Source organism: Pseudomonas sp. FG98 (genome assembly GCF_057808595.1).
On record NZ_JBMDIJ010000022.1, the window covers coordinates 55627 to 80142 of the forward strand.

Annotated in this window: 23 protein-coding genes; 15 read left to right on the forward strand and 8 right to left on the reverse strand. The window is 66.7% G+C overall.

Annotated features, from left to right (window positions below):
- Positions 1 to 2 precede the first annotated feature (2 nt).
- From ACODSK_RS15670 to ACODSK_RS15695, 6 genes are all read left to right on the forward strand, one after another.
- Positions 3 to 1262 carry an MFS transporter gene (locus ACODSK_RS15670; RefSeq protein WP_489017346.1) on the forward strand — a complete coding sequence of 420 codons (1260 nt, stop codon included), beginning with the start codon at positions 3 to 5 and terminating at the stop codon, positions 1260 to 1262.
- The gene (locus ACODSK_RS15675; protein ID WP_489017348.1) at positions 1259 to 1702 is read left to right on the forward strand and encodes a GlcG/HbpS family heme-binding protein; all 444 of its coding nucleotides are present in this window, start codon (positions 1259 to 1261) and stop codon (positions 1700 to 1702) included. The genes ACODSK_RS15670 and ACODSK_RS15675 overlap by 4 nt, the downstream gene beginning before the upstream one ends.
- On the forward strand, positions 1699 to 2358 hold the full coding sequence (locus ACODSK_RS15680) for a helix-turn-helix transcriptional regulator (RefSeq protein ID WP_489017350.1): 660 nt from the start codon (positions 1699 to 1701) through the stop codon (positions 2356 to 2358). The genes ACODSK_RS15675 and ACODSK_RS15680 overlap by 4 nt, the downstream gene beginning before the upstream one ends.
- Positions 2359 to 2533: 175 nt before the next feature.
- On the forward strand, positions 2534 to 2908 hold the full coding sequence (locus tag ACODSK_RS15685; RefSeq protein ID WP_489017352.1) for a GFA family protein: 375 nt from the start codon (positions 2534 to 2536) through the stop codon (positions 2906 to 2908).
- A 105-nt stretch (positions 2909 to 3013) separates the two neighbouring features.
- Positions 3014 to 4066, forward strand: a complete 1053-nt coding sequence (locus ACODSK_RS15690; protein ID WP_489017354.1) for an alpha/beta hydrolase — start codon at positions 3014 to 3016, stop codon at positions 4064 to 4066.
- A 158-nt stretch (positions 4067 to 4224) separates the two neighbouring features.
- On the forward strand, positions 4225 to 5157 hold the full coding sequence (locus tag ACODSK_RS15695; protein ID WP_489017356.1) for a LysR family transcriptional regulator: 933 nt from the start codon (positions 4225 to 4227) through the stop codon (positions 5155 to 5157).
- Here ACODSK_RS15695 and ACODSK_RS15700 read toward each other — a convergent pair.
- A complete protein-coding gene (locus ACODSK_RS15700) occupies positions 5108 to 5971 on the reverse strand; it encodes a phosphate/phosphite/phosphonate ABC transporter substrate-binding protein (RefSeq protein ID WP_489017358.1) in 864 nt (287 codons plus the stop codon). The genes ACODSK_RS15695 and ACODSK_RS15700 overlap by 50 nt on opposite strands.
- A complete protein-coding gene (locus ACODSK_RS15705) occupies positions 5959 to 8286 on the reverse strand; it encodes a putative bifunctional diguanylate cyclase/phosphodiesterase (protein WP_489017360.1) in 2328 nt (775 codons plus the stop codon). The genes ACODSK_RS15700 and ACODSK_RS15705 overlap by 13 nt, the downstream gene beginning before the upstream one ends.
- 157 nt (positions 8287 to 8443) lie before the next feature.
- Between ACODSK_RS15705 and ACODSK_RS15710 the strand changes: the two genes are divergently transcribed.
- The 4 genes from ACODSK_RS15710 (at position 8444) to ACODSK_RS15725 (ending at position 12256) form a co-directional block, all read left to right on the forward strand.
- Complete coding sequence (locus ACODSK_RS15710; RefSeq protein WP_489017362.1) at positions 8444 to 9262, forward strand: molybdenum cofactor biosynthesis F family protein; 819 nt, start codon at positions 8444 to 8446, stop codon at positions 9260 to 9262.
- Complete coding sequence (locus tag ACODSK_RS15715) at positions 9259 to 10050, forward strand: SDR family NAD(P)-dependent oxidoreductase (RefSeq protein ID WP_489017363.1); 792 nt, start codon at positions 9259 to 9261, stop codon at positions 10048 to 10050. The genes ACODSK_RS15710 and ACODSK_RS15715 overlap by 4 nt, the downstream gene beginning before the upstream one ends.
- Positions 10047 to 10817 (forward strand): SDR family oxidoreductase, encoded by a 771-nt coding sequence (locus ACODSK_RS15720; protein WP_489017365.1) that lies wholly within the window; start codon positions 10047 to 10049, stop codon positions 10815 to 10817. The genes ACODSK_RS15715 and ACODSK_RS15720 overlap by 4 nt, the downstream gene beginning before the upstream one ends.
- A 110-nt stretch (positions 10818 to 10927) precedes the next feature.
- The gene (locus tag ACODSK_RS15725; protein WP_489017367.1) at positions 10928 to 12256 is read left to right on the forward strand and encodes an alginate export family protein; all 1329 of its coding nucleotides are present in this window, start codon (positions 10928 to 10930) and stop codon (positions 12254 to 12256) included.
- Positions 12257 to 12372: 116 nt separating this feature from the next.
- On the opposite strand, the gene ACODSK_RS15730 is transcribed toward ACODSK_RS15725, so the two are convergent.
- The 6 genes from ACODSK_RS15730 to ACODSK_RS15755 all read right to left on the reverse strand — a co-directional run bounded on the left by ACODSK_RS15730 (position 12373) and on the right by ACODSK_RS15755 (position 18347).
- The gene (locus tag ACODSK_RS15730) at positions 12373 to 12558 is read right to left on the reverse strand and encodes a hypothetical protein (protein WP_489017369.1); all 186 of its coding nucleotides are present in this window, start codon (positions 12556 to 12558) and stop codon (positions 12373 to 12375) included.
- A 118-nt stretch (positions 12559 to 12676) separates the two neighbouring features.
- A complete protein-coding gene (locus ACODSK_RS15735) occupies positions 12677 to 13510 on the reverse strand; it encodes an alpha/beta hydrolase (protein WP_489017371.1) in 834 nt (277 codons plus the stop codon).
- Positions 13511 to 13524: 14 nt separating this feature from the next.
- A complete protein-coding gene (locus ACODSK_RS15740) occupies positions 13525 to 15819 on the reverse strand; it encodes a TonB-dependent siderophore receptor (protein ID WP_489017373.1) in 2295 nt (764 codons plus the stop codon).
- A 140-nt stretch (positions 15820 to 15959) separates the two neighbouring features.
- Positions 15960 to 16871 carry a DUF4880 domain-containing protein gene (locus ACODSK_RS15745; RefSeq protein ID WP_489017375.1) on the reverse strand — a complete coding sequence of 304 codons (912 nt, stop codon included), beginning with the start codon at positions 16869 to 16871 and terminating at the stop codon, positions 15960 to 15962.
- The gene (locus ACODSK_RS15750) at positions 16868 to 17386 is read right to left on the reverse strand and encodes a sigma-70 family RNA polymerase sigma factor (RefSeq protein ID WP_489017377.1); all 519 of its coding nucleotides are present in this window, start codon (positions 17384 to 17386) and stop codon (positions 16868 to 16870) included. The genes ACODSK_RS15745 and ACODSK_RS15750 overlap by 4 nt, the downstream gene beginning before the upstream one ends.
- A 181-nt stretch (positions 17387 to 17567) precedes the next feature.
- Positions 17568 to 18347 (reverse strand): IclR family transcriptional regulator, encoded by a 780-nt coding sequence (locus ACODSK_RS15755; protein ID WP_489017379.1) that lies wholly within the window; start codon positions 18345 to 18347, stop codon positions 17568 to 17570.
- A 320-nt stretch (positions 18348 to 18667) separates the two neighbouring features.
- Here ACODSK_RS15755 and ACODSK_RS15760 point away from each other — a divergent pair, with 320 nt between their 5' ends.
- The 5 genes from ACODSK_RS15760 (at position 18668) to ACODSK_RS15780 (ending at position 24360) form a co-directional block, all read left to right on the forward strand.
- The gene (locus tag ACODSK_RS15760) at positions 18668 to 20038 is read left to right on the forward strand and encodes an aminotransferase (RefSeq protein ID WP_489017381.1); all 1371 of its coding nucleotides are present in this window, start codon (positions 18668 to 18670) and stop codon (positions 20036 to 20038) included.
- The gene (locus ACODSK_RS15765) at positions 20035 to 21189 is read left to right on the forward strand and encodes an ABC transporter ATP-binding protein (RefSeq protein WP_489017382.1); all 1155 of its coding nucleotides are present in this window, start codon (positions 20035 to 20037) and stop codon (positions 21187 to 21189) included. The genes ACODSK_RS15760 and ACODSK_RS15765 overlap by 4 nt, the downstream gene beginning before the upstream one ends.
- 84 nt (positions 21190 to 21273) lie before the next feature.
- Positions 21274 to 22323, forward strand: coding sequence for an ABC transporter substrate-binding protein (locus tag ACODSK_RS15770; RefSeq protein WP_489017383.1), 1050 nt, complete (start codon positions 21274 to 21276; stop codon positions 22321 to 22323).
- A 19-nt stretch (positions 22324 to 22342) separates the two neighbouring features.
- A complete protein-coding gene (locus tag ACODSK_RS15775) occupies positions 22343 to 23560 on the forward strand; it encodes an ABC transporter permease (RefSeq protein ID WP_489017385.1) in 1218 nt (405 codons plus the stop codon).
- Positions 23557 to 24360 (forward strand): ABC transporter permease, encoded by an 804-nt coding sequence (locus ACODSK_RS15780; protein WP_489017386.1) that lies wholly within the window; start codon positions 23557 to 23559, stop codon positions 24358 to 24360. The genes ACODSK_RS15775 and ACODSK_RS15780 overlap by 4 nt, the downstream gene beginning before the upstream one ends.
- Positions 24361 to 24516: the final 156 nt, after the last annotated feature.

The window sequence follows — 24516 nt, forward strand, 5'->3', positions numbered from 1 at the left end:
TCGTGAAAGCAGCACAACCCTCCCGCCCGAACCGCTGGCCCAGCGTCCTGCGGGCCCTGCATCACCGCAATTTCCGCCTGTATTTCATCGGCCATGCGGTGTCTACCCTCGGCACCTGGGTGCAGACCGTGGCCCTGTCCTGGCTGGTCTACCGCCTGACCGGCTCGGCGGCACTACTGGGCATCACCACTTGCGCCACCCTGCTCCCGCAACTGCTGGTCGGGCCGATCGCCGGGGCCTGGATCGATCGCCACGACAAACGCCGCCTGCTGATTCGAGTCGAAGCCCTGCTCGGCGTGCAGGCCCTGTTGCTGGCGGTGCTGACCGGACTGGAACTGATCACCCCGAGCCTGATCGTGCTGCTTGCCGCGACCCTCGGCATCCTCAATGCGGTGGACACGCCCCTGCGCCAATCGCTGCTCAGCCGCCTGGTCGACGACCGCGACGACCTGCCCAACGCCCTGGCCCTCAACGCCATGCTCTTCACCTGCTCGCGCTTCGTCGGCCCGCCCCTGGCCGGCCTGCTCCTGGCGGTGACCGGCGAGGCGCTGTGCTTTGCCCTCAATGCGCTGTCCTATGGCGGCTTGATCCTCGGCCTGCTGCTGGTCCGCATTACCCCGGGCGAGAGGGCGAGCGGCAGCATGGGCAACATGTTCCGCGAAGGCCTCGACTATGTCTGGCGCTCGGCCTCGCTGCGCGGACTGATCTTCGGCGTGCTGGTGGTCAACCTGACCGCCTCGACCTATGCCGTGCTGCTGCCGGTGTTCGTCCACGACATCTTTGCCGGCGATGCCCGCACCCTGGGCTGGCTGTGGGGCGCCGCCGGGCTTGGCTCGCTGTTGTCCACCATGCTGCTGGCCGGCAGCCAGGGCGTCGAGCGCCTGCGCAAGCTGATCCTGTTCTCCGCCATCGCCAGCGCCGTCGGTCTGCTGCTGTTCGCCGGCAGCCGCAGCCTGCCGCTATCGTTGCTGGCGATGCTGATCCTCGGCTTCGGCGTGACGATCAACAACGTCGGCACCAATATCCTGTTGCAGGGCCAGGCCCCGGATGCCCTGCGCGGCCGCGTGATCTCGATCTACACCTCGACCCGTTTCGGTTTCGACGCCATCGGCGGCCTGCTCGCCGGCGTGCTCGCAGCCCATCTCGGCGGGCCCTGGGCCCTGTATATCGCCGCTGCCGTGCTTGCCCTGTACTGCTTCTGGCAACTGCTCTTGCGTGCCCGTGGCAACCCTGAATCCGCCCTGGAGGAATCCGCGCCATGACCGCCCTGCTGCGCCAGCAACCGACCATCACCCTGCGCCTCGCCATGCAGGCCCTCGGCGCTGCCGTCGACTTCGCCGAACAGGCAGGCCTGCGGGTCAGCCTGGCGATCCTCGATGCCAGCGGCCAGCCGATCCACAGTGCCCATATGGACGGCGCGCCACGCCCGTGCCAGGCCATCGCCCTGAACAAGGCACGCACTGCCGCCGGCTTTGGTGTGTCCACCACGGTCTGGGAAGAGCGCCTGCAAAAGACCTCGGCGGCAGTGCGCGAAGGCCTGCCGCTGCAAGCGGACCTGGCCCTGTTCGGCGGCGGCGAACCCTTCCTGCATGAAGGCCAGGTGATCGGCGCGATCGGTGTGTCCGGTGCCTCGGAGGCCATGGACGGCAACTGCGCCCGCGCCGCCGTGGACAAGGTCCGCGAACTGCTGGCCCAGCCATGAACGGCGCCGTCGAAGAACTCGGCCGCTACTGCCTGCACGCCTTCAGCCAGCAGGTGCCCGCCAGCCTGGCGGCCTTCTACCGGGTCGACGAGCAATTGCAGGCCTGCGACTTCCAGTTGCTCGGCATGCAGGCGCCCATGCACCACCGTTACCTGGAGCACTATCGCCATCTCGACCCGCTCAGGCCTGACAACTGCCGGGCCATCGGCCTGCCGGTGGTCTCGCTGCGCCAGGCCATGACCCATCAGGATGCCGCCCAGGGCCGGGAATACATGGGCTTTCTCGACCAGCACCGGGTGGTGGACGTAGTGGAGATCGTGGCCTGGGTCGACGGCCGTCCGGCGGCCGGGCTGTCGCTGCTGCGTGACGGCGCCCAGGGGCCCTTCGCAGCGGGTGAACTGGAGCGCCTGCTGCCGCTGCACGGCCTGATGCAGATGGCCGCCCGTCAATTGCCGGCACCGGCGCCCGACCGCCTGGCCGGGCTGACCCCGCGCGAACGGGAGATCGCCCTGCTGCTGCGCGACGGAGCCTGCAACAAGACCCTGGCACGGCAACTGGCGCTGGGCTTGCCGACGGTGAAGACCCACCTGATCAACCTGTTTCGCAAGGTGGGGGTGAGGAACCGGACGGAGCTGGTGGGGGTGTTGTTCCTCTAACGAGCTGGTCGTTTCTTGTTGTTGCCGATGGCCTCATCGCTGGCAAGCCAGCTCCCACAGGGACCGCGTCGAACACAAATCCTGTGGCTGGCCCCAATCCGCAGTGGGAGCTGGCTTGCCAGCGATGAGGCCATCGGCAACCATACATGCCTCCCTTCCAGCAACGGACTGCCCCATGCCCAGCATCACCTACCAAGGCGGCTGCCTCTGCGGCTTCATCCGCTTCAGCGCCCAAGGCCCGGCCGAGAATCCCCACACCTGTTCCTGCCGCAACTGCCAGCAACACAGCGGCGCCCTCTCCGCGCTGTGGGTCGAATTCCCCCGCGAACGCCTGGCCTGGACCGGAGAAGGCGGCCAACCGGCCCTGTACCGTTCCTCCGACTACTCCAGCCGGGCCTTCTGCCCACGCTGCGGCAGCTCACTCGGCGCCGTCGATGACGAGCCGCTGGTGGCCTTGCTCGCCGGTACCTTTGACGACCCGATGAGCGAAGCCTTCAAGCCCGAATACCACTCGTTCGAGGAGGGCCGCCCGCGTTGGTGGCGAACCTGACGAGCACTCATGAATTCTGCTCATAAGTCCTTGCCGGTTTGCCTGCCTAGTCACTGACACAGCGCCCCCCTAAGGTTCCTCAGCCAACCTTTCGGGAGACTCGACATGAAATCACTGGTGCTCAAGGCAGCCCTGCTGGCAGCAATGACAAGCGGCGCCGGCGAAAGCCTGGCGGCCGACTACCGGAAAAACCCGTTCAGCCTGGTCTACGCCGGCGCCCTCGACGAAAACACGCCAGGCCGGGTCAACCTGCACCCCGTCAGCTACAGCCTCAACGGCCTGAAGATCGCTGCCAACGTCTACACCCCGGCCCACTACGACCTGCAAAAACGCTACCCGACGGTGGTCATCGCCCATCCCAACGGCGGCGTGAAGGAACAGGTGGCCGGTCTTTACGCCCAGCGCCTGGCCGAACGCGGCTTCATCACCATCACCGCCGACGCCGCCTACCAGGGCGCCAGCGAGGGCCAACCGCGCAATGTCGATAAACCGGCCAATCGTATCGAAGACATCCATGGCATGGCCGACTTCATCAGCGGCTATGCCGGCGTCGATACACAGCGCCTCGGCCTGCTCGGCATCTGCGGTGGCGGTGGTTATTCACTGGCCGCCGCGAGCACCGACAAACGCTTCAAATCAGTGGCCACCCTGAGCCTGTTCAACTCCGGCCGGGTGCGCCGCAATGGCTACAACGACACGCAACTGGACAGCATCGGCCAGCGCCTGCGCCAGGCTTCCCAGGCCCGCGCCGAGGAAGCGGCAGGTGGCGAGGTGAGCTATGCCGGAGATGCCAACCTCAGCGACGAGCAGATCGCCGCCCTGCCCTTCGCCCTGTACCGCCAGGGCTACGAGTACTACTGGAAAACCCACGCCCATCCCAACTCGACCTTCCGCTACACCACCAGCAGCCTGCTCGACCTGATGCGCTTCGACGCCACCGACCAGTTGGCCCTGCTCGACCAGCCGCTGCTGATGATCGCCGGCAGCGCCGCCGACAGCCTGTACATGAGCCAGGACGCCTTGGCCAAGGCCAGCGGCACGCAAGACAAGGAGCTGTTCCTGATCGAGGGGGCGAGTCATATCGAGACTTACTGGGTGCCGGAGTATGTGGATAGCGCCATGCAGCGACTGGAGGAGTTCTATCGCCGGACGCTGTAGCTGTGGCTGATGGCCTCATCGCCGGCAACGCCGGCTCCCACAGGGTTTCGGGCCAGCCGCAAGATCCGGGCCTGACACAACAACCTGTGGGAGCTGGCATTGCCAGCGATGAGGCCGATACTGACCACAACACTGTCTGATCCGAGCACAGGCCGCCCATGTCCCGAGCCAACTACAACGACCTCCAGGCCTTCGTGGTGATCGCCCGCGAAGGCAGCTTCACCCGCGCCGCCGCCCAACTGGGCGTTTCCCAGTCGGCGCTGAGCCATACCATCCGCACCCTGGAGGCCCGGGTCGGGGTGCGCCTGCTGACCCGCACCACGCGCAGCGTCTCGCCCACCGAGGCCGGCGAGCGCCTGTACCAGGCCATGGCGCCGCGCTTCGAAGAGATCGAACTGGAACTGGCAGCGGTCAGCGCCTTTCGCGACACCCCGGCAGGTACCGTGCGCATCTCGGCCTCGGAACACGCAGCCAACAACATCCTTTGGCCGAAGCTGCTGCCAGTGCTGGAGCAATACCCGGATATCAAGGTCGAAATCACCGTCGACTACGCCCTGTCGGACATCGTCGCGCAGCGCTTCGATGCCGGGGTGCGCCTTGGCGAGCAGGTGGCCCGGGACATGATCGCCGTGCCCATCGGCCCACCGCTGCGCATGGCGGTGGTGGGCTCGCCGGCGTACTTGCGCCGCCGCGAGGCGCCGCAGAGGCCCGGCGACCTGGCCGCGCACAACTGCATCAACCTGCGCCTGCCGACCCACGGCAGCCTGCTGCAATGGGACTTCGCCAAGGACGGCCACGAACTCAAGGCACGGGTCGACGGCCAATGGACTTTCAACAGCAGCCTGCCGATCCTGCGCGCCGCCCTGGCCGGTGGCGGGCTGGCCTTCCTGCCCGAGGACATGGTCGCCGAAGCCCTGACCGCAGGCCGCCTGCTGCGGGTGCTGGACGACTGGTGCCAGCCCTTCCCCGGCTACCACCTGTACTACCCCAACCGCCGCGAACACTCCTCGGCCTTCGCCCTGGTGATCGAGGCCCTGCGCTTCAGCGGCTCTCCATCATCCGCACCAGCGGCGCATATTCCGCGCGACTGACCGGAGCCAGGGCGCTGGCATCCTGGGAAGCGAGGAACGCCGCCAGCCCGTCCTGGTTTTCCAGCATGGCCGCGCGGATCCGCGCCTTGTACTCGGGGCAGAGGTTGCCGCGGAACACGTACGGGTCGTAGTAGATCCGCTCCGAGCGCCACAGCACATTGAAGGTGTCCCGGCTGATCCTGCCGCTGTTGAGGTAGGCATCGGCGCGCACGCTAGCGACGAACGCCGCGTCCACCCGCCCTTCGAGCAAGGCGTCCAGCGATTTGTCATGGGAGCCGGAGTAGGCCACCGAGCCGAAGAAACGCGAGAGCGGCATGCCCACCTGGGCGGCGAACTCGACATTGGGTATCACGCTGCCCGAGGTACTGGCCGGATCGCTCAGGGCGCCGCGTTTGCCGCGCAGGGCCTCAAGGTCGTCGGCCACTTCGCGGCGGGCCAGGAGCAAGGCCTGGTAGTGATGCCCGGCCGGGGTGAAGTAACCGTTGCGGATCGCCAGGCTGGCGAACGGCTCGATACGCGGGTCACGCTGCTGCGCCAGCACATAGGACGCCGGCCCCAGCCAGGCAATGTCGACACCGCCGGAGACCACCGCATCCACCACGCTTTCATAGGACGACGCCGGGACGATGGACACCGGGATGCCCAGCGCCGCGCTCAGCCGCTCCAGCAGTGGCTGATAGTCCTTCATCAGCACTTCCATGCTTTTTTTAGGGATCACTGCGATGCGCAGGCTTGGCTGCTTGCAGTCAGCGTGGGCTGGAAGAGCCAGAAGCATGGCGAAGATCAGGCACAGCAGTCGGATCAGTGTTCGCATGCGGCTTCCGTCGCGTCGATGAAGGGCGGGTACTCATGAAGCTGGGCCTGGGTCAGCGGCCGGCTGAAGTGGTAGCCCTGGGCATAGTCGCAGCCGGCCAGGCGCAGGTAGACCACCTGCTCGCGGGTCTCCACGCCCTCGGCCACCACCTCCAGGCCCAGGCGCTTGGCGAGGATGATGGTGGACAGCACGATGGGGCTGTCATCGTGGCTGTTGGAAAGCTGGGCGATCAGCGCCCGGTCGATCTTCAGACGGTTGATCGGCAGCGCCTGCAGGTGGGAGAAGCCGGAATAGCCCTGGCCGAAATCGTCCAGGCTGATGCTCAGGCCGGCATCGCGCAGCGCCTGCAGGTGCTTGATGCCCTGGCCTTCGTTGTCGAGCACCGTGGTCTCGGTGATCTCAAGTTCCAGGCGCCGGGGATCGACGCCATGCTGGCCCAGTTCCTCCAGCAAGCGGCTGCTGAAATCAGGCTGGCGCAGTTGCAACGGCGACACGTTCACCGCCAGCCCCGAAGGAATCCCCCGCGCCTGCCAACGCACCAGTTCCTCGCAGGCCAGGCGCAGCACCTCCCAGCCGAGGGCGACGATAAAGCCACTGCGCTCGGCCAGGGAGATGAATCGATCCGGATAGAGCAGGCCGAACTGCGGATGCTGCCAACGCACCAGGGCCTCGTAGCCTTCCACCTGCATCGAGTCGAAGCGCACCTGTGGCTGGAAATGCAGGACGAACTGGCGTTCCTTCAGCGCCGAACCAAAGGCCTGCTCCAGGGCGAACTCGCCGACATCGACCACGTTCAGCGACGGGTCGAAGAAACGGTACTGGCCGCGCCCGGCCTGCTTGGCCGAGTACATCGCGGCGTCCGCATGGCGGATCAGTTCGTCCACCGACTGGCCGTCCCGCGGGCAGATGCTCACGCCGATGCTCGGGCTGCTGTTGAGCTCGTGCGTGTCCAGCGAGTAGGTGGCCGACAGCTTGTTCAGCAGCATGCGCACCCACAGGTCGATCTGCTCCTCGCTGCGCGCCCCGGCCAGCAGCACGACGAACTCGTCGCCGCCAAAGCGGGCGGCCTCGTCCCCCGGCTCCAGGGCACGGCTGATGCGCCCGGCGACCGCCTGCAAGAGCAGGTCGCCGACCTTGTGGCCAAGGGAGTCGTTGATCGATTTGAAGCGGTCCATGTCGATGAACAGGATCGCCATCAAGCGTCGCTTGCTGCGCTGCTCGGCGAGCACCCGCGCCGCCGTTTCCATGAACTGGCGGCGGTTGTGCAGGCCACTGAGGTGGTCGGTGGCGGCCGCATGGCTGCTGCGCCGGTGTTCTTCTTCCAGGCGCTGGATCAATTGCTGGTTGATGGTCTGCGCCTGCTCCAGGGCGGCAAAGGCTTCCTCGCGCTTGCCGAGCACCCGCCAGCTCCACAGGGCGCCGCCAAGGATCAGCAGGGTCATGGCCAGGTTCAGCCAGAGCTGGCGCTGATACAGCGACTGCGACGGCGCGAGGATCTCGTCCTCGCGCTGGCTCACGGCAATGCTGAAACCGCGTGGCAACACCTTGCGGAACAGGCTCTGGTAATGCCCGTCGGCGCTGTACTGGCTGGTGCGCCCGGCAGCTTCCACGCTGTCCGGCAGGTCCGGCTTGAGCGCCTCCCCCGCCACCAGCACGCCGCTGTTGCCGATGCGCAGGCGCTCATGGCCGGCACCGTCGAGCAGGCGCATCAGGCCGCTGCTGCCCAGGTCGATATGCTGGAATAGCACCGCCAGGTAGCCGATATCCAGTTGCACCAGCAGCACGCTTTGCGCATCACCCCGGGACGGATCGGTCAGCGGCAGGAGAAAGGGCAGGCGCCAGTTGATTTCCGCCGCCTCCCGGGCCGGGGCGTCCAGCGGCGCGAGGAAAGGTTTGAAACCGTAGCGGCCGATATGCTCGCGCAGGGCGCGCAGCCAGGGCTCGGGCAGTTGCCGCGGCTCATCGTCGTGACTGGCGGAGACCAGGCGGCCATCGGCGCGGTACAGGCTCATGCGCTTGAGCACCGGGTCTTCGGCGAGCATGCGCACCAGGCTCAGGCGGCCCTGGCCACCGTCGCGCATATCGACCTGGGCAGCGCGACCGATGCTCTGCGCGCGGTCCACCAGCTGGCTGAGGTTTTCCGCAGCCATGGTGGCCAGGTTGAGGTGTTCGGCGGCCTTGGCGCTCAGCGCTTCCTGTCCGGACGTAGCCTGCTGCTGGAAGAACAGCCCCCAGAGAAACAGGAGGATGGCCACGGACGAGGACAGGAGCAGAAACTGCAGAACATTGAGAGAGGAAAAAGATCGGCGGATCACTGCGATTCATTCCTGCCGCTGAATGATGGCACTTTACTACCGCTTTATGACAGACAGATGACTGGTATACCGCCCTCCTCAACCATCCGGTTGATACCGCCAGCCCGCCGCGCCCGGCACCATCACGGCTCCAACCAACAGCAACGAGCCACTCCCGATGACTACCCATACCGACTGGATTTCCGTAGGCGCCCTGGCCGACGGTTTCGCCCCTGAAGCCTTCATCCTGCCGCAACTGGCCGAACTGGCCGGTCAGCGCCTGACTCTCAACTTCGCCAACGGCTGGTCCATCGAGCACCGCTTCGACGCCGAGCAACTGCACTGGCACGCCGCCGACGGCCACTCCAGCGGCAGCGCGCCGTATCGCGCCACCTCGGTACGCCCGGGCATCGTCCTGGTCGATTTCCTCAAGACCGAGCACGGCAAAACCTGGTCGATCTCCCTGGTCCTCGACACCCTGAGCCAGTCCTTCACCGCGGTGATCGGCAGCATGCCCGAGGCCGAGGAAACCCGCGAAGGCATGTTCCACCGCGCCCTCTCCGGCAAGCCGCTGACCTGCGTCGATGCCGAGTTCCTCCACGGCACCCTCGACCGTCCGTGGCAGGATGGCGCCTGCCCGCATGCCCCGACCGCCGAGCTGGTGGGCATCCGCAACCGCTACCGCTACAGCCCGACCGAGGAATACGAGCACATCTACCTCAATGAGAACTTCTACACCTGGCAGTGCCTGAAGGGTGTCGAGCAAGGCCTGTGCGACACCGACCGCTGCCACTACTACAAGATCGCCGACGAGCTGTACCTGTTCGTCTGGCGCGAGAAGATCATTCCGACCCTGGGCCTGGTGATGATCGACCTGCGCGAGCACCGCAGCGACGGCAAGATCTTCGGCCACGCCGAAGGCGGCTTCGAGGCCTTCAGCAACTTCCCGGTATCGTCGTACTGCAATCTGATCAACACCACGGTCCACGAAAAATGAGCCGCACCGTGCTGATCACCGGTGCCGGCAGCGGCATCGGCGAGGCTTGCGCGCGGCGGCTGGCTGCAGCCGGCGACCAGTTGGTGCTGGTCGGCCGACGCCGCGAAGCGCTGGAGCGGGTAGCGGCCGATACCGATGCCCTGGTGCTGTCCGGCGATGCCGCCGACAGCGCCACCTGGCAGGGCTTCATCGAGCAGATCCGCGCCCGCTTCGGCGGCCTCGATGCACTGATCTGCTGCGCCGGCGGCCACGGCCTCGGCACGGCCCTGGACATGGACGACGCTGCCTGGGAAGCGGCCATGCGCGGCAACCTGCACAGCGCCTTCCACAGCGCCCGGGCCTGTTTGCCGCTGCTCATCGAGCGGCGCGGCAGCATCGTCCTGCTCGGTTCCATCGCCTCCCTGGCGGCGGGTCCGGAGGTGTGTGGCTACACCACCGCCAAGCACGCGCTGGTGGGGCTCAACCGCTCGCTGGCACGGGACTTCGGGCCGCAGGGAGTGCGGGTCAACTGCGTCTGCCCGGGCTGGGTGCGCACGCCGATGGCCGACGAGGAAATGCAGCCGCTGATGCAGCGCTACGGCGAAGACCTCGATGCTGCCTACGCCAGGGTCACCGCCGATGTGCCGCTGCGCCGCGCCGCCACGGCGGACGAAATCGCCGCGCTGTGCCAGTTCCTGGTCAGTGCCGAGGCGTCGATCATCACCGGCGCGGTGATTGCCGCCGATGGCGGATCGACCATCGTCGATGTGCCGACCCTGGCCTACACCCGAATGGAGCATCTGTCATGAGTGCGCGCTTCGATTTCAGTGGTCGCCAGGTGCTGGTCACCGGCGGCGCCCAGGGCATTGGCCGGGCCATCGTCGAGGGCTTCGCCCGTGGCGCTGCCGAGGTGCTGATCGCCGACCTCGACCTGCCGGCGGCGCAAGCCGTCGCCGAACGCCTGCGTGGCGAGGGCCACAAGGTCAGCGCAGTCGCCATTGACCTGGCCGACCGCGCGGCGATCTTCACCCTGCTCGGCAGCCTGCAACGCCTCGATGTGCTGGTGCACAACGCGGCGTACTTCCCGCTGACGCCCTTCGAGCAGATCGGCGAGCCGCTACTGCGCAGGACCCTGGACGTGAACCTGTCGGCGCTGTTCTGGCTGACCCAGGCGGCCCTGCCGCTGTTCCGCCGCCAAGGCGGCGGCAACGTGCTGGTGACCTCCTCGGTCACCGGGCCGCGGGTCGCCTATCCGGGACTCAGTCACTACGCCGCGTCCAAGGCCGGGGTCAACGGTTTCATCCGCAGTGCGGCGCTGGAACTGGCGGCGCTGGGGGTACGGGTGAACGGTGTCGAACCGGGGATGATCCGCACCCCGGCCATGGGCAATCTCGGCGACGACGGCCTCAATGCACGGATTGCCCGGGGCGTGCCGCTGGGTCGTCTCGGCGAACCCGAGGACATCGCCGCGGCGATGCTCTTCCTCGCCTCGGACAACGCCGCCTATGTCACCGGCCAGACCCTAATCGTCGACGGCGGTGCAACGCTGCCGGAAACCCTGGCGACGGCCGACTGAGCACTGGCCATCGTGGTCAAGGGCGCTGGCAGCCACGAACAAGACTTGCTCAGGCGGCCAGCGCCCTAATAGCCCCCGATCTGCCACACAAAAAAACTGGGGAAGCACTTATGGACAAGCAACACCGCCTGTTACCACTGGCCCGTGCCGTCGGCCTGAGCCTGATCACCCTGGCAGCGGCGCAACCGGCGCTGGCCTACGAGCTGTACGCGGACGACGACACCCACCTCAACGCCGACATGCTCGCGGTGTGGGGCATGTTCAACAGCCGCAAGAACTACGATGGCACGCCAGGCGGTTCGACCTGGCGCGAAGGCTTCATCAAATACGGCGTCAGCGGCGACCAGGGCCTGGGCGGCAATGGCACGCTGTACGGCACCTTCAACCTGGTCAGCTCGGCAACCTGGGGCGACGGCGATGCCGCCGGCAATACCGACGGTTCCGAGCGCACCACCAAGATCGAGGACGCTTTCCTTGGCTGGCGCTCCGGCGACCTGTTCCCGGCATTGGGCAAGGACGGCGTGGACTTCTCCGCCGGACGCCAGGTGGTCAAGGTCGGTAGCGGCTTCCTGATCAACGACGACGGCCCCAACCTCGGCAAGGGCCCGGCCGACGGTGCGCTGAACCGCGGCGGCGCCTATTACCTGGCGGCGCGCCACGCCTTCGACCGTACCGCCGTGCTGAAACTGGGTGGCCAGGACGGCCTGCACGGCAGCGTGCTGTGGCTGAAATCGGATAACCGCGCCCAGGCCGAAACCGAACTGGCCGCCGGTACCCTGGACTACAGCAACGACCTCGGCACCCTCGGCCTGACCTGGGTACACGGCCTCGACGTGGTCGACCAGTGGGCCAGCGACTTCCAGAAGGAACGCGAGAACATGGACGTCTACAGCGTCCGTGGCGAAGGCAGCGCCGGTATCGAGAACGCCAGCTTCGCCTTCGAATACGCCTGGCAGGACAAGGACGCCGGCCCGGAAAAAGCCTGGTACGCCGAAGCCGGCTACACCTTCGCCGATGTTGCCTGGTCACCCAAAGTCACCTACCGCTACACCCGCTATTCGCAAGGCTGGGACTCGCTGTTCACCGGCCTGAGCACGGGCTACGGCACCTGGTTCCAGGGCGAGGTGGCGGCCAACTACTCCGGGCCGTTCAACAGCAATACCGGGATCCACCATGTCGGCCTCAAGGCCACGCCACTGGAAAACCTCACGGTGGGCGCGCTGTACTTCGACTTCCACACCCTGCGCACCCGCGACACCCTCAACCTGGATGCCCGCGAGCTGGACTTCTATGCCGAATGGGCGGTCAACGAGCACCTGATCATCAGCCCGGTGATTGGTCTGTACCAGCCGAAGAAGGATGAGACCAACGGGGGGAATCAGGTGGGTGGTAATGGCACCAACGTGTATAGCCAGCTGACCGTGGCCGTACCGTTCTGAATCTTTATTGCCCCTGATGGCCTCATCGCCGGCAACGCCGGCTCCCACAAGGTTCTCCGTGCACCGCTGGACCTGTGGGAGCTGGCGTTGCCAGCGATGAGGCCCTCAAGGACGCCTCAGCCATCGGCCTTCTTGTCGGCCTTCTCCTGCTTCACCACCTGCTCCCCGCGATCGCCCCACAGCCTGTCCTGCTCGGCCTGGAACTTCGCCTGGAAGTCCTGGATCCGCTCCAGCCCGTCCGCCGCCTGGGCAGTACCGACCAGCGCCGACAGCACACCGGCCACCGCAATCATCTTGAACATACGCATCACTCACCTCGACCATTTCCGGGCGCACCAGGAAAGTGTGCCCTTGTTGCGAGCCAGTCTATGGACGAGCAGCTAACGCCAAGGTGAGGCGCACATGACAATTTCGAAAGCTTCAATAACGTCGCGTGCTCATCAGCTCATCCAGCACCCGGTTCGGCACACGGAACGGAATCGCTGCATGGTCCTCCCCCGCCTCGATCTGCAGATCGCTGCGCAGGCCGTACTGCGACAGGTTCTCCAGGCGCAGTTGCAGCGAGCGCACGTCCTGGATCTCCTGGGGCATCTCGCGGTCGCCGGCACTGAGGCTGAGGCTGCGGTGGATCAGGTCGAGCTTGCCGGCATGGGCCTTGGCGGTGAAGGCGCGTTCGTGGGCCAGGAGGAAGCGGTCCTGCCACCACAGGCTGGGGCTGATCGCCACGTAGTGCTGGAACAGCTGTGGCCGGGTGAACAGGGTGTAGATGGCGAACATGCCGCCGAACGAGTGCCCGACCAGGCTGCGCTGGTCCTGGTCGACCTTGAAGCGCTCATTGACCTTGGGCATCAGGCGCTTTTCGATGAAGTCGAGGAACACGTCCTGCCCGCCCTGGGGCGGCTCGTTGCGATCGGCCGGGGCCGGCGGCGACAGGTCATAGGCGCGACGAACAAAATCCAGCGGCGTGTCGCTGGGGTAGCCGATGCCCACCAGCACCGCCCCGCGCAGCCGCTCCTGGGCGCGCTTGGCGGCATGGAAGGCCGGGAAGTAGGCATTGCCGTCGAGCAGGTAGATCACCGGGTAGCCGCCGGTCCAGGGCACATCGCCTTCCGGCAGGCTGACCATGATGCGGTACTCGCGCCCCTCGGCGCTTTTCATGGTCCATTGCTCGGTGCCGTCCAGGGTCACCGGCCCGGCCATGGCCAGCCCGCTGAACAGCAGAACGGCCAGGCTCATCATCCATTTACGCAGCATGTGCAGTCCTCCCCTTACCAGCGATAGCTGAGGCTGGTGACCACGCTGCGCGCTTCGCCGCGATAGCAGTAACCGTCCTGGCAGTTGATGAAGCGCTCGTCGAACAGGTTGCGCGCGTTGAGGCCCAGGCGCACGCCGTCGAGGCCGCCGCCGAAGTCGTAGTGCACGCCAGCATCGACCAGGGTGTAGCCCTCGTTCTTCACCTGGTTGGCCGCATCGCCGTAGGTGCTGCCGGTATAGCGCGCGCCGCCGGAAATACCGAAGCCGAACGGCAGTTTGTAGTCCAGCCACAGCGAGGCCAGGTGGCGCGGCACGTTCTTCGGCACCTTGCCCTGGTCGCCGTTGTTGCCCTTGGTCACCTCGGCATCGTTGAAGGCGTAGCTGGCGGTGAGGCGCAGCTTGTCGTTGACGTCGGACACCGCTTCCAGCTCCAGGCCACGGGAAACCTGCTCGCCGGTCTGCACGTTGTTCAGCGGGTTGACCAGGTCGCGGGTCTGCACGTTGCTCTGGGTCAGGTGATAGAGCGAGGCGGTCAGCAGCGTGCTGCTGCCCGGCGCCTGGTATTTCACGCCAACCTCGTACTGCTTGCCCTCGGTCGGCTTGTACGGCTGGCCGCTGGCATTCACGCCGCTGACCGGCAGGAACGAGGTGGCATAGCTGGCATAGGGCGCCAGGCCATTGTCGAACAGGTAGAGCACGCCAACCTGGCCAGTGGTGGCGCTGTCGCTGGTGGTGCTGTTGATGTCGGTGAGGTTGTCGTCACGCCGCACATGCACCCAATCGCGGCGAAGGCCGGCGGACAGGCGCCATTGGTCGAGCTCGATCTGGTCCTGGATATAGGCGCCCATGCGGTGTTCCAGGCCATCCTGGTCGGCCAGCGGAGTGCCCGGCTTGGCCACCGGCTGATGGTAGTCCGGGTTCCAGCGGTCGATGCTTGGCCCCGGGCCTATGGCGTAGAGCAGCGAGGTCTGCAGCCAGGCGTAATCGACGCCGCTGATCACGGTGTGATGCAGGTCGCCGGTAGCAAAACGGCTGACCAGGCGGGTGTCGCTGGTCAGCGACTCCATGTCCTCGTACAGGCCCACGGCAGAGCGTTCGAGGATATGCCCGTCGGTGATCGAGGTCGGTTGCAGGTACTGGTTGGTAGTGTCGACCTGGCCATAGCGCAGGTTCTGCTGGACGCTGAAGGTGTCGTTGAAGGCGTGCTCGAACTCGTAGCCAAAGGTCCATTGGCGCTGGTGCAGCTTGTCGAAGTACTCGTCGCCCTGCCAGAAGTTCGTCAGGTGGTCGCCTTCCTGGAGCATCATCGGCGAGGCGGCGGTCTGCCGTTCCTGGTACTGGGCCAGCAGGGTCAGGCTGGTATCCGGGTCGATCTGCCAGCTCAGGGACGGCGCCAGCAGGCGCGAGTCGTTGTCCATCTGGTCGACCGAGTAGCCGGAGTCGCGGTACAGGCCGACGGTGCGGAACAGCACGTCGCCCGCCTCGTCCAGCTTGCCGCCGATATCGAACTGGCCCTGCTGGTGGTCATAGCTGCCGGCCTGCACCTGCACTTCATTCTTCGCCAGCAGGCTCGGGCGCTTGCTGACCCGGTTGACCATGCCGCCGGGGCTGATCTGGCCGTACAGCACCGAGGCCGGACCCTTGAGCACCTCGATGCGCTCCAGCGCGTAGGCCTCGGTGGAATACAGCGACAGCCAGCCACTGCCCGGCTGGCGCAGGCCGTCGAGGAAGTCGGCGGCGATGGTGGTTTCGAAGCCGCGCACCTGGATGTTGTCGAAGCGCGGGTCCAGGCCCGAGCTGCCGACCCGCACCCCGGCGCTGTAGGCCACGGCATCCTCGACCTTGTTGACCTTGCGGTCGTTGATCTGCTCGGCGGTGACCACGCTGACGCTCTGCGCGGTTTCCAGCAGCGGCTTGTCGCTCTTGGTGGCACTGCTGGCATTGCTGGCGAAATAGCCGGTGACCGGGGCGAAGGCGCTCTGTACTGCGGTGCTGTCGATGCTGGTCGGGGCCAGTTGCAGGCTGGCGCCGGTATCGCGCAGCACCACGTAGCCGGACTCGGTCTTGTGCGCCACCAGGCCGCTGCCCTTGAGCAGCCTGGCCAGGCCGTCTTCCAGCGAGCCACCAGCGCCGGTGCCGGAAGTGTTCAGGCCACGCACGTCATCGGGGGCGAACGACAGGGTGATCCCGGAGCGCTCGGCAAAACTGCTCAGGGCCTGGGCCAGTGGTCCGGCCGCGACCGCCGGGGCGGCAACTGCTTCGGCATGTACCGGCAGGCTGGCAACAGTACCGCCAAGGACCAGGGCCAAACATACGGCGCGGGACAGGGAGCGAGGCTGGAAGGGAATCGGCTGGGGTCTGGCAAAGCGCATGAACGAGTCCAAATTGGGCGAGAGATATTCCCTAACCGGACGAGTCCTTGAAGTCCGACAAATTATTTTGCAGCGGGCTAAGCCGGCACGATCCGCACCCACCAGCGGGTGCGCTCGACCACCTTGACCGGCAGCAGATGGCTGATGTTGTCCAGCAGCGAGGCCGGTTCGTCGAGGCGGAACACGCCGGACAGGCGCAGGTCGGCGATACGCTCGTCGCAGCCCAGCCAGCCATGGCGATAGCGCCCGGCCTCGGCGACGAACTCGCCCAGGCGGATATCGTTGACCACCAGCAGGCCGCGACTCCAGGCGAACGGATCAAGCGGGCTCTTGCCCAGCGGAGTCATCGCCGCCGCCGAAACGCCCAGCCCTTCACCGGCATGCAGGCGGCGCTGACCCACTGGCGAGGTGACCAGCACTTCGCCGCGATCGACACGGATCTCGCTGAAGCCATCGCGCTCGCGCAGCGACACCCGGGCATCGCGCCCGCTGCATTCGGCGAAACGACAACGGGCATGCCAGCGCGGGCCGTCCACCAGCACTTCGCCGGAGCGCAGCAGCAGTTCGCCGCCCTGCACGTCCACCGAGCTGTCGCCGTTGATCAGCACCCGGGTGCCGTTGCCGAGGTCGATCTGCCGGCGCTCGCCGAGGGCGGTGATGTAGTCGGCGTGCCAGGACGGTGGCGCGCTGACCGCCGCCAGGGCGGTGCCGCCGGCGACCAGGCCGAGCATCTTGAGCATGCGCCGCCGGCTCAGGTCGGCGGAGGCGCGCTTGAGCAGCGGGATGGTCTGCTCGGCTCGCGGCAACTGGCTGGCCTGGAACATCCCGGCCATCTGCTGCAGGCGTTGCCAGGCCAGTTGATGACGCGGGTCGCGGCGCAGCCAGTCGTGAAATGGCGCCTGCAACTCGGGATGGCCGCGCAGGCGCATCTGCCAGTCGATGGCGTCGCGGACGATGCTTTCCGGCACCCGCTCGCTGGCCTGGCTCATGCCGGGGTCTCGAAGCACAGGCGGTAGCAATGCAGCAGCGCGGTGGCCACGTGGCGCTCGACGGTACGGCTCGACACGCCCAGTTGCGCCGCGACCTGGACATGGGTCAGACCGCCCAGTTGATAGAGCAGGAAGGCCTCGCGCACAGCTGGCTTGAGGCCGTCGAGCATCTGCGCGATGCGCTCCAGGCATTGCAGGGCTTCATGGCGCACTTCCGGCGACGGGTGGCTGGCTTCCGGCAGTTGCGCCAGGGCTTCGAGGTAGGCCCGCTCCAGCGCGTCGCGGCGCCAGTGGTCGATCACCAGGCCGCGGGCGATGCGCGCCAGCAAGGCCCGTGGCGCGCGGTCGGTGACCGGCTGGTTGCGCACCAGCAGGCGCACGAAGGTGTCCTGGGCCAGGTCGGCGGCCTGCTGCGAACAGCCCACCGAACGCCGCAGCCAGCCGTTCAGCCAGCCGTGATGGGTGCCGTAGAGCACGTCGAAAGGAACGATGGAATCCGCTTCATGTAGCGACATGGCACCCCCGGAACCAGAACGGCTGAAATACGGGGCGCACATTAATAGCGAATCATTCTTATTTCAATATGTGTTGGTCATACGGGCCTCATCGCCGGCAACGCCGGCTCCCACAGGGTTCGGCTGTGGACTCGATTGAGCTGGCATTGCCAGCGAAGAGGCCGGCAAGCCTGGCACCGGATCATGGCCCATCCCGATACCCAAGATTCCACGAAGCCCGCAACGCCGCCTTCTTCAAGGCATGCACCTGTGCCGGATCCACCTGCCGGGTGATGTTCTGCACCGTAGCCACCAGCGCCACCGCGCCAATGAACTCGGCATTCAAACCGAGGATCGGCGCAGCGATCGCCGAGATCCCCAGGGTCTCCTCCTCGATCGCCGCCGCCCAGCCTTGAGCCCGTACCTCGGCCACCTGGCGTTTCAGTTCCTGGCGGTCGGTCACCGTGTTGACCGTCACCGCCGCCAGGTCCACCGCGCCAAGCTGATCCACTCCCAACTGCCGGGCGAAAGCCAGCGCCACCTTGCCCTGGGCATTGCAGTGCAATTGCAGCTCGGTGCCGGTGCGCACGCCGATTTCCAGGGCCGACTTGCCCAGCAGGGTTTCCACCACCACCAGCCGCCGCCCTTGCAATACCGAAAGCACCACCGACAACCCCAGTTCGTCACGCAGGTCGCGCAGGGCATCGGCCGAGGCGCTGAGCAGGTCGATGCCCCCCGCCGCCGCATGCCCCAGCACATAGGCCTGGACACCCAGGCGATAGCGCGAGGTCTGCGGGTTCTGACTGAGGTAGCCGCGCTCCACCAGGGTCTTCAGGTGACGGAACACCGAACCCTTGGTCGTCCCCAGTTGCAGCGCCAGCTCGCTGACGCCGATGTCCTCGCTGGCACTCGCCACCCGCTCCAGTACATCCAGCGCCAGCTGGACCGAGCGCACGCCGCCCGTTGCCGTTTCACCTGCCATCGAGCAGCTCCTGCTTCTGAAAAAGGCACCGCGTTCGCACAGACGAAACGCGGAAGTGGCCGGACTATCGCGCAGATTTATCGACACTGACAAGCCCCGTCGATCCCATCCTTCCCCGGCTCCGGTATTCAAAACCCACGCAACCCCATGATTTAACTGGAGTTGTATGAGAACCATCGAAGCCAACCTTCCACATAGTTCTTTCAGCGAAAAACCATTCTTTTAAAAGAAACAAAAAGGATTTGACGAAATTCCCGGCCAGTCGTAAAAATGAAACCATGTACCGCATACGCATACAAAATCGCAATGAGGATAAAGTCATGACAGCTCGTGGTTCGGCGCTGGCCCAGCGGGATATCGCTTACCATCTCCACCCCCAGACCAACCTGCGCCTGCACGAAGAGGTCGGTCCGCTGCTGATGGAGCGCGGCGAAGGCATCCATGTGTTCGACGAACAGGGCCGCCGCTATATCGAAGGGATGTCCGGCCTGTGGTGCGCGACCCTCGGCTTCAGCCAGCCGCGCCTGGCCGAGGCGGCCTATGCGCAACTGCTCAAGCTGCCCTACCAGCAGACCTTCGCCCACCGCAGCCACGGCCCGGCGGCGGAACTGGCGGCATTGCTGGTCAGCCGCGCCCCGGCCGGCCTGACCAAGGCGGTGTTCCAGAGCTCCGGCTCGGAAGCGGTGGACACCGCGATCAAGTTCGTCCGCTATTACCACAACGCCATTGGCAAACCGGCCAAGACCCGCCTGATCGCCCGCCAGCGCAGCTACCACGGCACCACCCTGGCCGCCGCCAGCCTCACCGGCCTGCCGAACATGCACAAAGGCTGGGGCGAGCCGCTGGCCGATGTGATCCATGTGCGCTGCCCGCACCTGTACCGCCAGGGCCTGCCGGGGGAAAGCGAAGAAGCCTTCGCCAGCCGCCTGGCCGAGGAACTGGAACAGACCATTCTCGAAGCCGGCCCCGACACCATCGGCGCCTTCTTCGCCGAGCCGGTGATGGGCACCGGCGGGGTGATCCTGCCGCCCGCCGGCTACTTCGCCAAAGTCCAGGCAGTGCTGCGCAAGTACGACATCCTGATGGTCGCCGACGAGGTGATCTGCGGTTTCGGCCGCACCGGCCACTACTGGGGCTGCGACGCCATGGGCATCGAGCCGGACATGCTGACCTGCGCCAAGGGCCTGTCGGCGGCGTTCCAGCCGATCTCCGCGCTGCTGGTCAGCGAGCGCATCTACCAGGTCATCGCCGACCAGAGCCAGGCCCTCGGCGGGCTCGGCCATGGCTATACCTACGGCGGCCATCCAGTGGCGGCGGCAGTGGCCCTGGAAACCCTGAAGATCTACGACGAGCTGGATATCGTCGCCCATGTGCGCGACGTCGCCCCGGCGTTCCAGGCCGGCATCCGCGCCCTGGCCGACCATCCGCTGGTAGGCGAGGCCCGCGGCATCGGCCTGATGGCGGCGCTGGAATTCGTCGCCGACAAGGACAGCCGCGCGCCCTTCCCCGCCGAACTGAAGATCGCCCAGCAGGTCAGCAACGCCCTGCAGCGCAACGGCATTCTCCTGCGCGCCCTCGGCGACACCCTGGTCATGGCGCCGCCGCTGATCGTCGATGGCGAACAGATCCAGACTATCCTCAACGCACTGGCCCAGGCCCTGGACGAAGTGCTGGCAGGTGTCCGGCCATGATCGCCCAGGACCTCCGCCCCTTGCCCAAGGCCGCCATGAACAGCGACTCCGACACCCCCGACCCGCTGGCCGACGCCCCGACGCTGGTGCGTTTCGAGGAGGTCTGCAAGACCTACGACGAACGCTCCTGGGTGGTCGACAACCTGCACCTGGATATCCGCCAGGGCGAGTTCCTCTCCCTGCTCGGCCCCAGCGGCTCGGGCAAGACCACCACGCTGATGATGCTGGCCGGTTTCGACGCGCCGGATCGCGGGCGCATCCTTATGGACGGCGCCGATATCAGCCGCCTGCCAGCGTACAAGCGCGACATGGGCGTGGTGTTCCAGAGCTATGCGCTGTTCCCGCACATGAGCGTGGCGCAGAACGTCGCCTTCCCGCTCAACCTGCGCAAGGTGTCGGCCGCCGAGACCCGCGAGCGGGTGCGCGAGGCCCTGGCCCTGGCGCGCCTGGAAGGCTTCGAGGAGCGCCAGCCGGGGCAACTGTCCGGCGGCCAGCAACAGCGCGTGGCCCTGGCCCGGGCGCTGGTCTACCGGCCGCGCCTATTGCTGATGGACGAGCCCCTCGGCGCGCTGGACAAGGCCCTGCGCGAGCATATGCAACTGGAGCTCAAGGCGATCCACAAGCAACTGGGCATCACCTTCGTCTACGTCACCCATGACCAGGACGAAGCCATGACCATGTCCGACCGGGTGGCGGTGTTCAACGATGGGCGCATCGCTCAGATCGCCCCACCGCAGACCCTGTACAACCGCCCGGCGACGCGCTTCGTCGCCAACTTCCTCGGCGAGACCAACCTGCTCGAAGGTCGGGTGGTGGCCAACGCCGGCGGTTTCGCCACCTTGCGCCTGGACGAAGACGGCGCCCTGCACCGCGCCCGCTGCGCCGATGCCAGCCTGACGGCCGGCGACAGCGCGGCCCTGGCGATTCGCCCGGAAAACCTGCGCCTGGCGACGCCCGACGAACCCGCCGTAGCGGCGCAGGTGATCGACAGCATCTTCCATGGCGCCCACTGCCGCCTGCGCCTGCGCATGGCCGGTGGCAGCCAGCTATCGATGACCTACAACCCCGGCAGCCTTGGCCGCCCGGCACCGCTGCCCGGCGAGACCGTGGCCCTCGGCGTGCCGCCCGACCTGGCGATGATCCTGCGCTAACGCAGGACAACAACAAAAAGCTCGATCGATGAATTGCTCTACCACTGCCGTCCAAAACCAATTTCAAAGGCTGGGAGTTCCATCATGTTCGCATTTCGCTCCGTGCACCGTTTCACCCTGACCCTGTGCGGCCTCGCCCTGCTCGCCGGCACCGCGCAAGCCCGTGACCTGACCGTGGCCTCCTGGGGCGGCGCCTACCAGGATGTACAACGCAAGATCTTCTTCGAACCCTACAGCCAGGCCAGCGGCAACAAGGTGGTCGAGGACAGTTGGGAAGGCGGCATCGGCCTGCTGCGTACCCGCGCCGAAGGCCAGGACGGCGGCTGGGACCTGGTCCAGGTGGAAGCCGAGGACCTCCAGCTGGGCTGCGGCGAGGGCCTGTTCATGGCCCTGGACTTCAACCGCATCGGCGGCAAGGACAGCTATATCCCCAGCGCCGCCAGCGAATGCGGGGTGGGCAACGCGGTGTACAACTTCGTCATCGGCTATGACACCAGCAAGCTGTCCCGCGCCCCCACCGGCTGGGCCGACTTCTTCGACACCAAGACCTTCCCCGGCAAGCGCGCCCTGCGCCAGGGGCCCAAGGGCAACCTGGAAATCGCCCTGATGGCCGACGGCGTGCCCCCCGCCGAGGTGTACAAGACCCTCAACCTGCCCGGCGGCGTCGACCGCGCGTTCAAGAAGCTCGACAGCATCAAGGACCAACTGCTGTTCTGGAAAGCCGGTGGCCAGCCCATGCAGTTGCTCGCCTCGGGCGAAGTGGCCATGACCACCTCGTACAACGGCCGGGTGACCAACGCCATCCGCCAGGACCACAAGCCCTTCGGCCTGGTCTGGAACCAGTCGCTGCAGACCATGGACAGTTGGGTGATCCTGGCCAACTCGCCGAATGAAGACAAAGCCTACGGCCTGCTCAAGGTCATGGGCGAAGGTGAGCACCAGAAGCTCTGGCCGGCCCTGCAACCGACCGGCATCACCTCGATCAAGGGTATCGCCGACACCGATCCGACGGCCCTGGCCGACTCGCCGAGCGCGCCGCAGAACAGCGCCAACGTGCTGGTGCTGGACGACAAGTTCTGGGTCGACCGCATCGACGAACTGAACGCCAAGTGGACCGCCTGGTCGGCCAAGTGAGCCCTGCCGAGGAATCGAGATGAGCGCTGTAGCCCTTACCCCCTCGTTGCCAGTGGTCGCGCGCAAGGACCGCGCCGCCCTCTGGCGCGCCTACGCCCTGCTGGCGCCGCTGGTGCTGTTCCTGCTGCTGACCTTCGTCGGCCCGATCGGCACCCTGCTGTGGCGCGCGGTGGCCGACGGCGAACTGCCCCAGGCCCTGCCGGCCACCGCCCAGGCGTTGTCGACCTGGGACGGCGTGACCGAGCCGGACGAAAAACTGTTCAAGCCACTGGTGCAGGACTTGCGCGAGGTCAGCCCGCGTGACCTGGCCGCGCTGGCCCGGCGCCTGGCCTATGAGAACCCGGCCCTGCGCGCCCTGCTGTCCAGCGCCAAGCGCGAAGCCGCCAGCCTCGACGGCAGCGCCGCCAGCCTGGCGGCGCTGGACCCGCGCTGGCTGGACAACGCCACCTGGCAGACCTTCAAGCGCGCGGCCGGGCCGGTGGGCAGCTATCACCTGCTGTCGGCGGTGGACCTGAAGCACGACTACAAGGAAGGCATCGTCACCAAGGACGAAGCCGGGCTGTACCGCTCGATCCTCGCCCGCACCTTCGGCATCGCCGCGATCACCACCCTGGTCTGCGTGCTGCTGGCCTTCCCGCTGTGCGTGTTCCTCGACCGGCGCACGCCGCGCACCCGCAACCTGCTGCTGTTGATGATCCTGCTGCCGTTCTGGACCTCGATCCTGGTGCGCACCACGGCCTGGATGGTGCTGCTGCAGGACGGCGGCATGGTCAATGCGTTGCTGCAGGCCCTGGGCTGGATCGACAGCCCGGTGCACCTGCTCTACAACCGCTTCGGGGTGATCCTGGCGCTGGTCCACGTGATGCTGCCGTTCATGGTCTTCCCGCTGCTGGCGGCCATGGCCGGCTGCAACCGCCTGCTGGTGCAGGCCGCCTATTCCATGGGCGCGCGGCCGTTGCGGGTGTTCTTCCAGGTCTATCTGCCGCAGGTGTTGCCGGGCCTGGCGGCCGGGGCGCTGATGGTGTTCATCGTCACCCTGGGCTTCTACATCACCCCGGCGCTGCTGGGCGGGCCGGCCGACCAGATGATCAGCTTCTACATCGCCCAGTTCACCACCGGCACCCTCAACTGGGGCCTGGCCTCGGCCCTCGGCCTGGTGCTGCTGGTGGCCACCACCCTGCTCTACCTGATCCAGGCCCACCTGGCCCGCCGTGGCGCGGAAGGAGTCAAACGATGATCCGCAACCCCAACAGCGGCCGCCTCGCCTGGCTCGGCAACCTTGGCCTGTCGCTCAGCGGCTGGCTGGTCCTGGCCTTCCTGCTGCTGCCGATCCTGGTGGTGCTGCCGCTGTCGTTCAGCGACAGCCGCTACATGTCGCTGCCCCTGGGCAGCTTCACCCTGCGCTGGTACGAGGAGTTCTTCGCCTCGCCGCAATGGCTCGGGGCGCTGTTCAACAGCTTCGCCATCGCCGTGGCCAGTACCGTGCTCGCGGTGGTGCTGGGCGGGCTGGCGGCGCTGGGGCTGCGCCATCCGGCGATGCCCGGCAAGCGCCTGATCGAAGTGCTGCTGATCGCGCCGATGATCGTCCCGGCGGTGATCGTCGGGGTCGGCATGTACTTCGTCTTCGCCAATGCCGGACTGACCCGCAGCTACACCGGGCTGATCCTGGCCCATACGACCCTGGCGGTGCCCTTCGTCATCGTCAACGTCGGTTCGGCCCTGGGCGGATTGAACCAGCGCCTGCTATGGGCGGCGGCAAGCATGGGCGCGACGCCGTGGATGACCTTGCGCAAGGTGACCCTGCCGCTGATCTCGCCGGGGCTGATTTCCGGTGGGTTGTTCGCCTTCGCCACCTCGCTGGACGAGGTGGTGGTGACCCTGTTCCTCGCCGGGCCCGACCAGCGCACCCTGCCGCGGGAGATGTTCACCACGGCACGGGAGGCGCTGAGTCCGGTGCTGTTGTCGGCGGCGACCATCATGGTGGTGTTTGCCACCTTGCTGTTGCTGCTGTCGCGGTCCCTCAGCCGGCGCAGCTGACCGGACACCTATCCCCCAAACCCCGAAAAACCCTGTGGGAGCTGGCTTGCCAGCGATGAGCATGGGTATCTACACATCTCAATTAGGCGCAACACGAACTCTGTGGGAGCGGCTGTTAGCCGGAACGCCGGACCGCGCGATCGGCGGCGAAGCCGT